At 57.4% G+C, this 12,634-nt stretch carries 12 protein-coding genes; 6 read left to right on the top strand and 6 right to left on the bottom strand.

Annotation, left to right across the window (positions count from 1 at the left end):
- Window positions 1-131: 131 nt before the first annotated feature.
- The 6 genes from dnaN to B7X65_RS18880 all read left to right on the top strand — a co-directional run bounded on the left by dnaN (window position 132) and on the right by B7X65_RS18880 (window position 6,465).
- Complete coding sequence (gene dnaN / locus B7X65_RS18855) at window positions 132-1,238, top strand: DNA polymerase III subunit beta (RefSeq protein WP_096699065.1); 1,107 nt, start codon at window positions 132-134, stop codon at window positions 1,236-1,238.
- Between the two features lie 168 nt (window positions 1,239-1,406).
- The gene (gene gyrB, locus B7X65_RS18860) at window positions 1,407-3,980 is read left to right on the top strand and encodes a DNA topoisomerase (ATP-hydrolyzing) subunit B (protein WP_293595882.1); all 2,574 of its coding nucleotides are present in this window, start codon (window positions 1,407-1,409) and stop codon (window positions 3,978-3,980) included.
- 24 nt (window positions 3,981-4,004) lie between these two features.
- Window positions 4,005-4,304, top strand: a complete 300-nt coding sequence (locus tag B7X65_RS18865) for a nucleotidyltransferase domain-containing protein (RefSeq protein WP_293595831.1) — start codon at window positions 4,005-4,007, stop codon at window positions 4,302-4,304.
- Window positions 4,301-4,651: a DUF86 domain-containing protein gene (locus B7X65_RS18870; RefSeq protein ID WP_293595832.1), complete on the top strand. Its 351-nt coding sequence runs from the start codon at window positions 4,301-4,303 to the stop codon at window positions 4,649-4,651. The genes B7X65_RS18865 and B7X65_RS18870 overlap by 4 nt, the downstream gene beginning before the upstream one ends.
- Before the next feature lie 14 nt (window positions 4,652-4,665).
- Entirely contained in the window at window positions 4,666-5,277 is a 612-nt protein-coding gene (locus B7X65_RS18875; RefSeq protein WP_293595833.1) for a 3'-5' exonuclease, read from the top strand.
- A gap of 84 nt (window positions 5,278-5,361) precedes the next feature.
- Complete coding sequence (locus B7X65_RS18880; RefSeq protein WP_293595834.1) at window positions 5,362-6,465, top strand: 3-deoxy-7-phosphoheptulonate synthase; 1,104 nt, start codon at window positions 5,362-5,364, stop codon at window positions 6,463-6,465.
- Between the two features lie 94 nt (window positions 6,466-6,559).
- Here the strand turns inward: B7X65_RS18880 and B7X65_RS18885 are convergent, their stop codons facing one another.
- The 6 genes from B7X65_RS18885 to B7X65_RS18910 all read right to left on the bottom strand — a co-directional run bounded on the left by B7X65_RS18885 (window position 6,560) and on the right by B7X65_RS18910 (window position 12,522).
- Window positions 6,560-7,351 carry a hypothetical protein gene (locus B7X65_RS18885; protein ID WP_293595835.1) on the bottom strand — a complete coding sequence of 264 codons (792 nt, stop codon included), beginning with the start codon at window positions 7,349-7,351 and terminating at the stop codon, window positions 6,560-6,562.
- Entirely contained in the window at window positions 7,344-8,120 is a 777-nt protein-coding gene (locus tag B7X65_RS18890) for a hypothetical protein (protein ID WP_293595836.1), read from the bottom strand. Before B7X65_RS18890 ends, B7X65_RS18885 begins: the two co-directional genes overlap by 8 nt.
- Window positions 8,117-9,955 carry a hypothetical protein gene (locus tag B7X65_RS18895; RefSeq protein ID WP_293595837.1) on the bottom strand — a complete coding sequence of 613 codons (1,839 nt, stop codon included), beginning with the start codon at window positions 9,953-9,955 and terminating at the stop codon, window positions 8,117-8,119. The genes B7X65_RS18890 and B7X65_RS18895 overlap by 4 nt, the downstream gene beginning before the upstream one ends.
- Window positions 9,956-10,210: 255 nt before the next feature.
- Window positions 10,211-11,758, bottom strand: a complete 1,548-nt coding sequence (locus B7X65_RS18900) for a DNA cytosine methyltransferase (protein ID WP_293595838.1) — start codon at window positions 11,756-11,758, stop codon at window positions 10,211-10,213.
- Window positions 11,748-12,230, bottom strand: coding sequence for a very short patch repair endonuclease (locus B7X65_RS18905; RefSeq protein ID WP_324498450.1), 483 nt, complete (start codon window positions 12,228-12,230; stop codon window positions 11,748-11,750). The genes B7X65_RS18900 and B7X65_RS18905 overlap by 11 nt, the downstream gene beginning before the upstream one ends.
- The gene (locus tag B7X65_RS18910) at window positions 12,223-12,522 is read right to left on the bottom strand and encodes a hypothetical protein (protein ID WP_293595839.1); all 300 of its coding nucleotides are present in this window, start codon (window positions 12,520-12,522) and stop codon (window positions 12,223-12,225) included. Before B7X65_RS18910 ends, B7X65_RS18905 begins: the two co-directional genes overlap by 8 nt.
- Window positions 12,523-12,634 lie beyond the last annotated feature (112 nt).

Below are 12,634 nucleotides of genomic sequence, written 5' to 3' on the forward strand. Positions count from 1 at the left end.
GGTGGTCTGACCACAAGGTTAAACAAGCGCCAAGTAGTTGATCAAAAAGAAGAAAATAGGGCTGTCCACAGAAACGTGCTTCCCTTATCTACTACTACTAATTTGAATTAAAGAAATAAGAGGTTAAGACAGTGATCGTTCTCAAAGCCACCCAGGATAAAGTTTTGTCGGTTCTGCAATCGGTCGCGGGCATTGTTGAGCGTCGGCACACGTTGCCGATTCTGGCCAACGTGCTGATCCGCAAGACCGGCGCGCAGCTGCAGCTGACGACCAGCGACCTGGAAATCCAGATCCGCACGACAGCCGAGCTGGACGGTGACACGGGCAACTTCACGACCACCGTTGGTGCACGCAAGCTCATCGACATCCTGCGTTCCATGCCCAGCGACCAGACGGTGTCGCTGGAATCGGCGCAGAACAAGCTGATCCTCAAGGGTGGCAAGAGCCGCTTCACGCTGCAGACGCTGCCGGCCGAAGACTTTCCGCTGGTGCAGGAAGCCGCCAACTTCGGCCCCAGCTTTTCGGTGCCGCAAAAGGTGCTCAAGGAGCTGCTGAACCAGGTCTCGTTTGCCATGGCTGTGCATGACATCCGCTACTACCTCAACGGCATCCTGTTCGTCGCCGAAGGCAAGCAGCTCAGCCTGGTGGCCACCGATGGCCACCGCCTGGCGTTTTCGTCGGCCACGCTCGATGTCGAGGTGCCGCGCCAGGAAGTGATCCTGCCGCGCAAGACGGTGCTGGAGATGCAGCGCCTGCTCAGCGACAAGGAAGGTGCGATCGAGATGCAGTTCGCCGGCAACCAGGCCAAGTTCTCGTTCGAAGGCATGGAGTTCGTCACCAAGCTGGTCGAGGGCAAGTTCCCCGACTACAACCGCGTGATCCCGAAGAACCACAAGAACATCATCACCCTGGGCCGCGTGCCGCTGCTGGCCTCGCTGCAGCGCACCGCCATTTTGACCAGCGAGAAGTTCAAGGGCGTGCGCCTGAACATCGAACCGGGCACCCTGCGCGTAGCGTCGAACAATGCCGAGCAGGAAGAAGCGGTCGACGAGCTCGACATCGACTACGGCGGTGACGCCATTGAGATCGGCTTCAACGTGACCTACCTGATCGACGCCCTGGCCAACATGGACCAGGACATGGTGAAGATCGAGCTGGCCGATTCCAACAGCTCTGCACTGCTGACGATTCCGGACAACGCCGCCTTCAAATACGTCGTGATGCCGATGCGGATTTAAGCGCCACAGCTCGCGAAAAATAAAACCGCCACCCAGCCGAACCCGCTAGCCAAAGCGGGTTTGGTCATTCAAGAGTTTGAGAAAACGAAGTTTCACCGTAGGTAAAAGTTAGTTATGACCGAAGAAAACAAAGCCAACGAAGCCGCTCCTGACAACACGGGCCGCGAAATGGAAGGCGTTCATTCCGGTGAGGGCGGCGAGGGAAGCTCCAATTTCCAGCCCAAGATCGACTCCAACCAGGCTGGCGCCTCTGAGGGGTACGGCGAGGGCTCGATCCAGATCCTGGAAGGGCTGGAGGCCGTGCGCAAGCGCCCTGGCATGTATATCGGCGACACCTCCGACGGCACGGGTCTGCACCACCTGGTGTTCGAGGTGGTCGACAACTCCATCGACGAATCGCTGGCCGGCCATTGCGACGACATCATGGTCACCATCCACCTGGACAACTCCATCAGCGTGGTGGACAACGGCCGGGGTATCCCGACCGGCATCAAGATGGACGACAAACACGAGCCCAAGCGTTCGGCCGCCGAGATCGCGCTGACCGAGCTGCATGCCGGCGGCAAGTTCAACCAGAACAGCTACAAGGTTTCGGGCGGCTTGCACGGCGTGGGCGTGAGCTGCGTGAACGCGCTGTCCAAGATGCTGCGCCTGACGATTCGCCGCGAAGGAAAAGTCCATGTGATGGAGTTTTCCAAGGGCTTTGTGCAGAACCGCATCATCGAGCAGGTCGGCGGCGTCGATGTGTCCCCCATGCAGGTGCTGGGTGATACCGACAAGCGCGGTACCGAGGTGCATTTTCTGCCCGACACCGACATCTTCCAGCAGAACAACGATTTCCATTACGAAATTTTGAGCAAGCGCCTGCGCGAGCTGAGCTTCCTGAACAACGGTGTGAAGATCCGCCTGAAGGACGAGCGCACCGGCAAGGAAGACGACTTTGCCGGCGCCGGCGGCGTGACGGGTTTCGTCAATTTCATCAACAAGGGCAAGACCGTCCTGCACCCCAACGTGTTCCACGCCATGGGCGACCGCCAGAGCGACCAGAACACCAACATCGGTGTGGAAGTCGCCATGCAATGGAACAGCGGCTACAACGAGCAGGTGCTGTGTTTCACCAACAACATCCCGCAGCGTGACGGCGGCACCCACCTGACCGGCCTGCGCGCCGCGATGACACGGGTGATCAACAAATACATCGACGACAGCGAGCTGGCCAAAAAAGCCAAGGTCGAGGTCACCGGCGACGACATGCGCGAAGGCCTGACCTGCGTGCTGAGCGTCAAGGTGCCCGAGCCCAAGTTCTCCAGCCAGACCAAAGACAAGCTGGTCAGCTCCGAGGTGCGCGGCCCGGTGGAAGACATCGTCAGCAAGCTGCTGACCGACTACCTGCAGGAGCGGCCCAACGACGCCAAGATCATTGTCGGCAAGATCATCGAAGCCGCGCGCGCCCGTGAAGCCGCGCGCAAGGCCCGCGACATGACACGCCGCAAGGGTGTGCTCGACGGCATGGGCCTGCCCGGCAAGCTGGCCGACTGCCAGGAAAAAGACCCGGCGCTGTGCGAAATCTACATCGTCGAGGGCGACTCCGCCGGCGGCTCCGCCAAGCAGGGCCGCGATCGCAAGTTCCAGGCGATCCTGCCGCTGCGCGGCAAGATCCTGAACGTTGAAAAAGCGCGTTATGAAAAGCTGCTGACCAGCAACGAGATCCTGACGCTGATCACCGCGCTGGGCACCGGCATCGGCAAGGCCGGCGGCACCACCGGCAACGACGACTTCAACGTCGCCAAGCTGCGTTACCACCGCATCATCATCATGACCGACGCCGACGTGGACGGCGCGCACATCCGCACCCTGCTGCTGACTTTCTTTTACCGCCAGATGCCCGAGCTCGTCGAGCGCGGCCACATCTACATCGCGCAGCCGCCGCTGTACAAGGTCAAGTCGGGCAAGGAAGAGCAGTACCTCAAAGACGGCCCGGCCCTCGACAGCTTCCTGCTGAAGATAGCGCTGAAAGACGCCGCTGTGTTGACCGGTGCCGACCCCGCCAATGGCCAGGGCACGCTGCTGAGCGGCGACACGCTGGCTGAGCTGGCGCGCAAGCACCAGCTGGCCGAGTCCGTCATTGCCCGCCTGCGCGGCTACATGGACGCCGAAGCGCTCAAAGCCATTGCCGACGGCGTGGCCCTGAACCTCGACACGGTGGAAGACGCCGAGCGGTCCGCTGCCGCGCTGCAGGCCCAGTTGCCCACGGCCGAAGTGGCCGGCGAGTTTGACAGCCGCAACGACAAACCGATTCTGCGCATCAGCCGCCGTCACCACGGCAACGTGAAAAGCAGCGTGCTCACGCAGGACTTTGTGCACGGCGCCGACTACCTGGCACTGGTCGAAGCTGCGGTGACCTTCAAGGGCCTGATGAGTGAAGGCGCCAAGGTGACGCGCGGCGAAGGCGAGCGCCAGAAGGAAGAAAAAGTCGAGACCTTCCGCGACGCCATGGCCTGGCTGATCACGCAGGCCGAAGCCGCCACCGCACGCCAGCGCTACAAGGGCCTGGGCGAGATGAATCCGGCCCAGCTGTGGGAAACCACCATGGACCCGACCGTGCGCCGCCTGCTGCGTGTGCAGATCGACGACGCGATCGAAGCCGATCACGTGTTCACCATGCTGATGGGCGACGACGTCGAGCCGCGCCGCGAGTTCATCGAGACGAATGCGCTGCGCGCCGCGAACATTGACGTCTGAGTTGCTCAGCGCATAATTTGCAGCATGAACATTGCACCGGCCCAACACTCACAGATCGCCGAGATCTGCAGGCGTTATCACGTCCGCAAGATGAGCATGTTTGGGTCTGCAGCAATAGGCCAGGAGCGTCCTGAGAGCGATGTCGATTTGCTGGTGGAGTTTATTCCCGGAGAGGCTCCGAGCGGCTTTGCCCTGGTGGACATGCAAGACGAGCTGTCTGCCGCGTTCGATGGACGGAAAATTGACTTGGCTTTTCCTTCCATTCTCCGCAATGCCTACCGGCGCATGGCCATTGAGCCGCAATTGCGACCCGTTTTTGAATGACGATTGATCGCACCCCGGCACATCTGGCCGATATGCTGCAGTTTGTGCAGGAGCTCCGCGGATTGCTCGCAGAACAGCCTCTTGAAAAGTTTCTGGCGAACCGTGTTCTTTGTCTCGCGACTGAAAAACTGTTTATCAATCTCGGCGAAGCGGCCAGCCGCATAGACGTGGCGCGTTGTGGGCAGATGCCCGATGTGCCGTGGCGGCAGGTGATCGGCTTGCGCAACATACTGGCGCATGGGTATGAGCAGGTTGAACATGAAACCCTGTTCAACACCGTCTCCCGGGATCTGCCTCAACTCGAAGAGGCGCTAAGCCAGGAGCTGCTGAAGTATCAGCTGCGTTGAGGCGCCGGCCGCACATGACCCGCATCGCCGTCATCGACTTTGAAACCACCGGCCTGTCGCCCGCCATGGGCGACCGCGCCACCGAGGTGGCCATCGTGCTGCTTGAAAACGGTTGCGTGGTGGACCGCTTCCAGAGCCTGATGAATGCGGGCGTGCACATTCCCGCCTTCATCACCAGCCTCACCGGCATCAGCAACGCCATGGTGGCTGCGGCGCCCGAGGCTGCCGGCGTCATGCGCGAGGCCAGCCGCTTCGTCGGCAACGCACCCATGGTGGCGCACAACGCGTCGTTTGACCGCAAGTTCTGGCAGGCCGAGCTGGCGCGTGCCGGCGCGGCGGCGTTGCAGCCCTTTGCCTGCACCATGCTGGTCGCGCGCCGGCTCTACCCGCAGGCCCCCAGCCACAAGCTCGGCGTGCTGGTGGACTACCACCACCTGCCGCGCGCCGGCCGTGCGCACCGGGCGCTGGCCGATGCGGAAATGGCGGCATCGCTGCTGGGGCAGATCCAGCACGACCTGCGCACCCGCCACCGCGTGGGCAAGCCCGACCACGCCTTGCTCATGACCCTGCAGCGCTGCGCGAAACCTGCCGTTCCTGCGCTGATGGCGAAGTACGCCAGTGTGTGAGCGGCGCTGAATCGCTATTAAAAGCGTAGCTGGTTGCGCCCGCCCCCAAAGGGCTGGAGTCATAAAACGCTCATAATCTGCCCCATGCCCTCCCATACCCACCCCGCCACGCCGCTGTCCACCCACGACACCACCCGCATCGACGACACCCGCATAGGCGCGGTGCGCCCGCTGATCACGCCCGCCTTGCTGCAGGAGTGGCTGCCGGTGCCCGAAGCCAGCCTGAGCCTGGTGGAGCGCAGCCGCGCGGCCATCTCGCGCGTGCTGCATGGCGCCGATGACCGGCTGATCGTCGTGGTGGGGCCCTGCTCCATCCACGACCATGACCAGGCCATGGACTATGCCCGCCAGCTCAAGGTGCAGGCCGACGCACTGGCCGACGACCTGCTGGTGGTGATGCGTGTGTACTTCGAGAAGCCGCGCACCACCGTGGGCTGGAAGGGCTACATCAACGACCCGCACATGGACGGCAGCTTCGCCATCAACGAAGGGCTGGAAATGGCGCGGCGCCTGCTGCTCGACGTGCTGGCTCTGGGCCTGCCGGTGGGCACCGAGTTTCTGGACCTGCTGAGCCCGCAGTTCATCAGCGACCTGGTGAGCTGGGGCGCCATTGGCGCGCGCACCACCGAAAGCCCCAGCCACCGGCAGCTGGCCTCAGGCCTGAGCTGCCCGGTTGGTTTCAAGAACGGCACCGACGGCGGCATCAAGGTGGCCACCGACGCCATCCAGGCGGCGCAGGCGCAACACGCCTTCATGGGCATGACCAAGATGGGCCAGGCCGCGATTTTTGAAACCCGCGGCAACAACGACTGCCACGTGATTCTGCGCGGCGGCAAACAACCCAACTATTCAAAAGCCGATGTGGACGCCGCCTGCGCGCTGCTCAAGGGCGCCGGCCTGCGCGAGCAGGTGATGATCGACGTGTCACACGCCAACAGCAGCAAGCAGCACCAGCGCCAGATCACCGTGGCGGCCGAGGTGGCCCAGCAGATGGCGGCTGGCGACCAGCGCATCACCGGCCTCATGATCGAAAGCCACCTGCATGAAGGGCGGCAGGACATCGTGCCCGGCACGCCGCTGCGGCCGGGTGTGTCGGTCACCGATGCCTGCATCAGCATGGCGCAGACGGTGCCTGTGCTGGAGGGGTTGGCGCGGGCGGTCAAAGAGCGGCGGAAGGCTAAAGATTAAGTGAATCCGAATCCTGCGCTTCAAATGTGTCGATTGCGTAGCGAGCAGAAAGTCCTGATAGCTACATTCAATACACAGAAGGGGTTTGTCCTCGTCAGCGGGAGGAGCCTCCTATTTTTTTTTTTGGTTTCTTCAATTTGCTTGGGTTCTTGAAGCGAGTGAACTCTTCTGGAAGCAATTGCAGGAGTGTATCGGTGGGGGGATCTTCAAGATCGTAAGTCAAGTCGAATTGATTTAGAACGGAAACGAATCTACGAGGGCCGCCGTCTTCCTTTGTTGAACTGCCAGCCTTCAGTTTGTCGGTTTTTTCATCAAAGTAAAGTTCATAAGCAAGTCGAACTACATTTTTGCTTTCGACAAACTGCTGAGTAGCCGATATCTGCATCTGCGGTTCAGCACGAACTGCGACGGGAACGGGATGCTTTGTGCCGGGCACAAGGAGTACTTTGCTTCGGTCGCCATGGACGGTGACTAACGCCCAAGCGCTTCTGACTATGTGTCGGTAATAACGTTGGTATGAATACTCCTTGGCCAACACATAGGCGGAAAGCTCCAATGGCTTCCGATTCCCCTCAATCGATGGGCACAGCTCATCAAATAGATAAAGTGCCAACCAGTTCCACAAGCGGTAGTCGTGTGAGATGTCACTTTTTGGTAGTGATACCAAAACGCTAGTGCACAGGTAATTGCCTAGCTCATACGCAGAAGAAAATGGGCGACCATACGGTCGTGGCTCTATTTGCGCGGTGAATTTAGCTTTCTCTGACCAAGCATCATCAAGCAAGATTTCCTTAGGTGGCTCCAGTGTTGCATCATCGGCCAGAGACAGAATATAGGCGGTGAACTTTGATATTCCTGCATCGTTGAGGACCCGTATTTCATTCATGGTACGAAGGCTCCGGCTCTTTTGTGATCATTGCTTGAGTCGCGAATTGATACTTATTCGAGAAAGCCGCAACGGCTTGATTGACAAATGTGTCTCGCTCATCATCTTCATCAAACAACTGGCTCGGAAATGAGATACCGAGCTTGGCCAGAAAGATCTTCCAAGATGCAAGCCATTCAAGCTCCGCCGACTCCGGGTCTAGCATATGCATTACGATTTTCCGGAATGCCTCCACGAAAACAGAGCCTCGAAGTAGTGGATCGTTTTTGATCCTATAGGCTAGGTCAGGAATTCGGTTATTCACAAGGAGATATGGTCGATCTGTATCGGCCAGGCTGATGTCCCAAATTCGCTCCCCGAGCCATTCAGGCTTCGCGGGGAGAAGGGGTTTGATGCCGGCTTGATCGCCCGAGACCAATGGAGCGTTCGCCGGTATGCGATGGCCTGATGCGAGAAGGCGACCGACGTGGCTGGTTGTATCGATAACCTTTACGCGAAAGAGAATTTCGCCACCCTTATCAATTTCCGCAAGTGAAGTATCTGTCGGAGGTGTTATTTCTCCGATAGTGCCGTAAGTAAAGCGCGAGCCGCTGGCGCGAAAGTATGGCTCAACTATGACCGATGCGTCATGGGGCAAGCCAAGTTCGCTTAGCCCCGCAAGATGTGCTGTGAAACTCGTCGGTAGTCCGTCCGGCGTCCGAGCTATGTCAAAGGACACCATTGAGCGATTTATACGCAGCCGACCCGTGGAGTTAATCGTTCGCTTCATTCGGATTGCTCCACGTTGAGTTCTAGATCCCGCTCCAAGTCAAATCCCGTTATGTCGAGACGGAATGCTGGATTGGAGACGTTAATCTCAAGGGTGTTCGGATTGATGGCTTTCCAAGATGCACCGCTAGCGGAGACATGAGGATGTGTAGAACCTGAAAAGTCGAAGTCTTGTCGCTTGTGTTTGTTGAATGCATTTCCTCTGAAAACGCCATAGGCGAGTTGAATGATCAACTTGTAAGGTACTGAAACCGTCGATGCTGCAACTCCCACAACCAGAAAGCCACCCGCTTTGGGAATTACTTTGAATACGCGCGGCTCAGGTGGTGGTGGTGGAGGCGGTGGTGGTGGTGGTGGAGAGGGGTCGGGTTTCTTTTTGACCTTCTTTCCTGGATCCGGATCAGGAATGGAGAAGAACTCGGCAAAGACGTCTTCGTCGACGGTAGTGTCTGCGTCTGCGACAAGATCATAGAACTCATTTAGAAGCCTGCGTATTGCTGAGACCGTTTCTGCGCCCCGGTCCCAGCTATCGCTAAGCTTCTTCGCAGAACCAACCCACTTTGTATGAGCCGGATTTTCGGCGTCGCCTAAAAACTCGGTGATCGGATCATCCGCTGCGATTAGGGCGCCGAACGCGCTTCTACCTTTGAAGGCACGAGCTTCGCCAGGAATCGTTATGCTGCCTCTAACGAACAAAGCCAAGCCGTTCGAATTTTCTGGCGTTTTCTTTAAATAAGCATCAACATAAGTTGTTTCTTGTGACCCGTCCTTGCGGTGTAGCGTTATCGGGGCTCGTAAAGATGCTAGCAAGCCCGAGCGATAGGCCGCTTGCAAAATTTCTTTGCTCGCATCTGACAACGACGCCGCGGTTCCCCGCTTTGGCCATTCCTTCCCTAACTGCTGCCGTTCCGTGTCAGCGTCATGTCCCGGGATAGAACGAATAAACGTGACTAATGCACCATCAGAAAGAGCCGCCCCTCCATAGGCCTTGGCAATCGAATCGAATGTGTCGGCTGTGATGGTTTTATCCCCTATCTCCACGATCAATTTGCCTGTTAGAACAGGAAAGAAATAATTCGAGATTACGTGTGGAAGAAGAGTAATCGGTTCAAGACCACTACCAACACAAATTATTGCTATCGATAGGCCCGGTTCATTCTTTCGTTGAATTCCGGCGGCTTTGCAGAATCGCTCTATGACAGAGCTTGTTCGCTCCGGTAGTTGAAAATTATCATCGGCAGGAACAGCAAAGAAGATATGTGGTGCGTAGTCTTTATCCCCGATTTTGTGATTATTCAGAACTGCTTGACCCATTAGCAAACGCTCTAAAGCCGGGTCGCCATGCCGAATAGTTAGTCCGAAAAATGTGCCAATTGCTGATGCGCTGGAATACACAAGTTTTCCTAGGCCCCAACGGCCACCGGCTCCCCCCTTTTTATGAGATAAACCAAATCGGCGCCAGAAGTCCGAGAAATTGAGCGTGTCTTTGTTGTCCGGGTCGCCCAGTAGCCCCGTAGTGCCAAAGTCTTCGATTAGGAGGATTCGCGGTTTCGATAGATCAAGGGCAGATAAATTTATTCGTGATGCTTCTAGGTGTGGGCGAAGCGGCGATAGCAATTCGTCCCAATACCTAGCATCAGTTGCGGCTGCTTCAACAAGAGCGATTCTTGTCCTGACCGGTTCAGTTGAACCTTTGACCCGACCATCAAGCGAGTTCTGGTGCGGTTCACGAATCAAAGTTTCGCCAATCGCGAATTCTTCGGTATTGAATTGATCCCGCTGGGTAATACCCTGATCGACTTCGGCGCGCGGAATTATCCTTGGCATGCACTTCATTTTTCTCTCCCTTGGCCATTAATTTATTTACTTCCCTATATCCGCAGCCGCCAAGGAGAGTCCTCATATCGAAGACGCGTAACTGACGAGAACCGCCATCAGTTGTTAACCTTGTGCATCTCGACTTTGGGAAGGGGAGGGGCTTGCTTTTTTCCCGTTACTTGCGAATTTGGATGGCCTTGCCGCTCGCGTTTTCCGCCAGCGGATAACACAAAATGTAAGACAAAACTAACATTTACAGTACTGGCATTTTCCTCAGTGAGGTTGGCCTGCCCCGCGTAGTATCTGACTTACTACTTGCGCAATTTGATTGGCTAGTAAAGGTGGTACGGCATTGCCAACTTGGTGATATTTCTCTGTCCGATTTCCTTCAAAGAAATAGTTGTCGCGAAAGCTCTGTAGCCGGGCAGCCTCGCGAATCGTCAGGCTACGGCATTGTGCGGGGTCGTGGTGAATGAAGTAGTGCCCGTCCTTGGCAATGTGACTGGTTACGGTACTGCTCGGTGCTCCCTCAACCTGGGTCCTGAACCTGTCACAAAATTTTCCCGTTTTCCAGTTGGCGTGGGCTGGTGCCAAGCCGTCCAGGTTGAATTCCGTATCACCCTTCGGTGAGCGCTTGAAGTGCTCCGTAAATGTTGCTGAATAGAAGTACCGCCCGAGATCGCTAGCCATGTGCGAGCGTGCGGCATGATGCAACCAGACCTCAATGCGCTCATCGCGCACCCAGTTGAGATAGTCGTCTGAGGATTGCCTGGGTGTTCGCTTTTGGAGTCGGTCATCACCGGTGGGTAGGCCGGGCTCCATTGCTCTGGCGTTGGCCAACAGCGCTTCTGCCAGTGGGTGTTTGCGGTGCCGGGCGTCGTTGGCAAAACCACGTGCAATTCCAGTCACTGTCTGGTACCAGCCGTCTGGGCTGTCATTTGTGCTCAAGCGACTGCGTAGCCTGGGTAGATCTCGCAGTGCGAAGCCCACGGTTCGTTGCTGTTGGCGCGCAAGCAACGGGTGCTGAGTGGGCTCGAAGCCTTCCTTTACACCCAGGAGGATCACGCGATGGCGAGCCTGCGGAATTCCATGCTCTTCAGCACGAACAATAAAGTCGGCCGGGTCAATTTCGCTGATTTCCATTTCCGATGTGTACTTTGTTTCGGAAGACAGTGAGTAGATGGTGTATCGGGCACCCTTCTTTTGTCCAGCTGCTGCGCGCGGGTTCGTTAGATCCTTCAAGATGTCGTGGAAGACCAGGTGACCGTTGAGCTTTGAGGAAAGAATGCCCTTGACGTTTTCCATTACAAAGGCGGCCGGCTGCTCCTTTGCCAATATCCGGAGGTATTCCTGATAGAGAAAATGACGATGGTCTTCCTCCGGAACGTAGTCCTTCTTGCCAAGGTTGCGTGAGCGTCCAACCAGTGAGTAGGCTTGGCAGGGAGGTCCACCGATGAGAACGGTGTTTTCACTTGACAGCTTTTTCTTCCTCAGGATCTGATCCAGGGTTTCGTTGGAAGCAGGATCTCCCAGCGTCAGCTGTTGAGCCTCGCTCTTCGCTGCCGCCCAGAGGCTTGTATGCGCTGTTGAGGGGTGCGGAGCCCCCACGTAATTGCAATAGGCGTAGTAAGTGTCGATCGCTTTCAGGTCCCCGACCCGCTGAGCGTGCCTGAAAAAGGCTCTCAGCGTCAGGGTCTTGTGGGCGCTGCTCTCCATCTCGGCTGATACGGCAATCCGAAAGGCGTTGCCCTTATCCAGCGAGGAAAATCCCTCGCCAAGGCCGCCAGGGCCAGCAAACAAGTCAATAACGTCAATGGTCATGTAGTCGGTCGTTCAAGTCGGGTAGTTCCAGCGCGGGTTGAGCGCTTGGGTGTTGTATCCAGGATGCCAGAGTATCCATGCGGAAGGGTAACTTTGCCATTGCGTCCTTTCCCCGTAATGCGCATTCCCAGACAGTGGCAACTCGCCAGCCTGCAGAGAGGAGGCTGAGCAACGCAACAGTGTCACGGCTCGTATTTGCGTTTAGTTTGGTTTCCCAGAATGGCCGATTGTTGGCCGGCATCTTGGAAAGGGCGCAGCCATGCCAATGCCAGAAGCATCCGTGGACGAAGACGGCTACCTTCCATTTCGGGAGCACAACGTCCGGGCGCCCCGGAAGACCTGCGCCATTCAGGACATACCTCAAGCCTCGGCGGTGCAGCTCCTTGCGGACAAGCAACTCTGGCTGGGTGTTCTTGCCGCCGATACCGGCCATCATGCGGCTACGTGTCGCCGCATCTACTACGTCAGCCATACATCGAATGCATGGCTCTCCGCTCTGCTGGGATATGGAAAGTTCTGCTCACGACCTCGAAAGCCAGGTCATGAAGTTCGTCGCCGTGTTTTGCGAAGAGCACATCAAGGATTCCTGCAACTTCCTTGGCTTCGTTGTCAGAGTAAAGCCGGGTACCGTCCGATATCCTGAGAATGTCTTCTGGCCTGTCATCAAGGCAGAAAAGCAACTCTTGCTTGTGCATGGCCTGGAGCCACGCAAACGCCGCTTCTCTGGATGTTCCGTCGAGTTGAGGGATGCGTGATTCCGTCATGATTGCTGTTCCTTTGACAGGGGGGCTTTGCTTCACCAGGTTAACAGGCCGGGGATCACTTGGCAACCGTCAGATGGCCGTGTACGCTTGATTTTCGGCGGGATGCGGTGGG

It is taken from the genome of Polaromonas sp. 39-63-25 (genome assembly GCF_002278925.1).
Classification (GTDB): domain Bacteria; phylum Pseudomonadota; class Gammaproteobacteria; order Burkholderiales; family Burkholderiaceae_C; genus Polaromonas.

Coding starts and splice junctions, on each gene's coding strand:
- B7X65_RS18870 (WP_293595832.1), top strand. CDS start 4,301: ATGACGATTGATCGCACCCCGGCACATCTGGCCGATATGCTGCAGTTT.
- B7X65_RS18905 (WP_324498450.1), bottom strand. CDS start 12,230: ATGGCTGACGTAGTAGATGCGGCGACACGTAGCCGCATGATGGCCGGT.
- B7X65_RS18875 (WP_293595833.1), top strand. CDS start 4,666: ATGACCCGCATCGCCGTCATCGACTTTGAAACCACCGGCCTGTCGCCC.
- B7X65_RS18885 (WP_293595835.1), bottom strand. CDS start 7,351: ATGAATGAAATACGGGTCCTCAACGATGCAGGAATATCAAAGTTCACC.
- B7X65_RS18895 (WP_293595837.1), bottom strand. CDS start 9,955: ATGAAGTGCATGCCAAGGATAATTCCGCGCGCCGAAGTCGATCAGGGT.
- B7X65_RS18900 (WP_293595838.1), bottom strand. CDS start 11,758: ATGACCATTGACGTTATTGACTTGTTTGCTGGCCCTGGCGGCCTTGGC.
- B7X65_RS18910 (WP_293595839.1), bottom strand. CDS start 12,522: ATGACGGAATCACGCATCCCTCAACTCGACGGAACATCCAGAGAAGCG.
- B7X65_RS18890 (WP_293595836.1), bottom strand. CDS start 8,120: ATGAAGCGAACGATTAACTCCACGGGTCGGCTGCGTATAAATCGCTCA.
- B7X65_RS18880 (WP_293595834.1), top strand. CDS start 5,362: ATGCCCTCCCATACCCACCCCGCCACGCCGCTGTCCACCCACGACACC.
- gyrB (WP_293595882.1), top strand. CDS start 1,407: ATGGAAGGCGTTCATTCCGGTGAGGGCGGCGAGGGAAGCTCCAATTTC.
- B7X65_RS18865 (WP_293595831.1), top strand. CDS start 4,005: ATGAACATTGCACCGGCCCAACACTCACAGATCGCCGAGATCTGCAGG.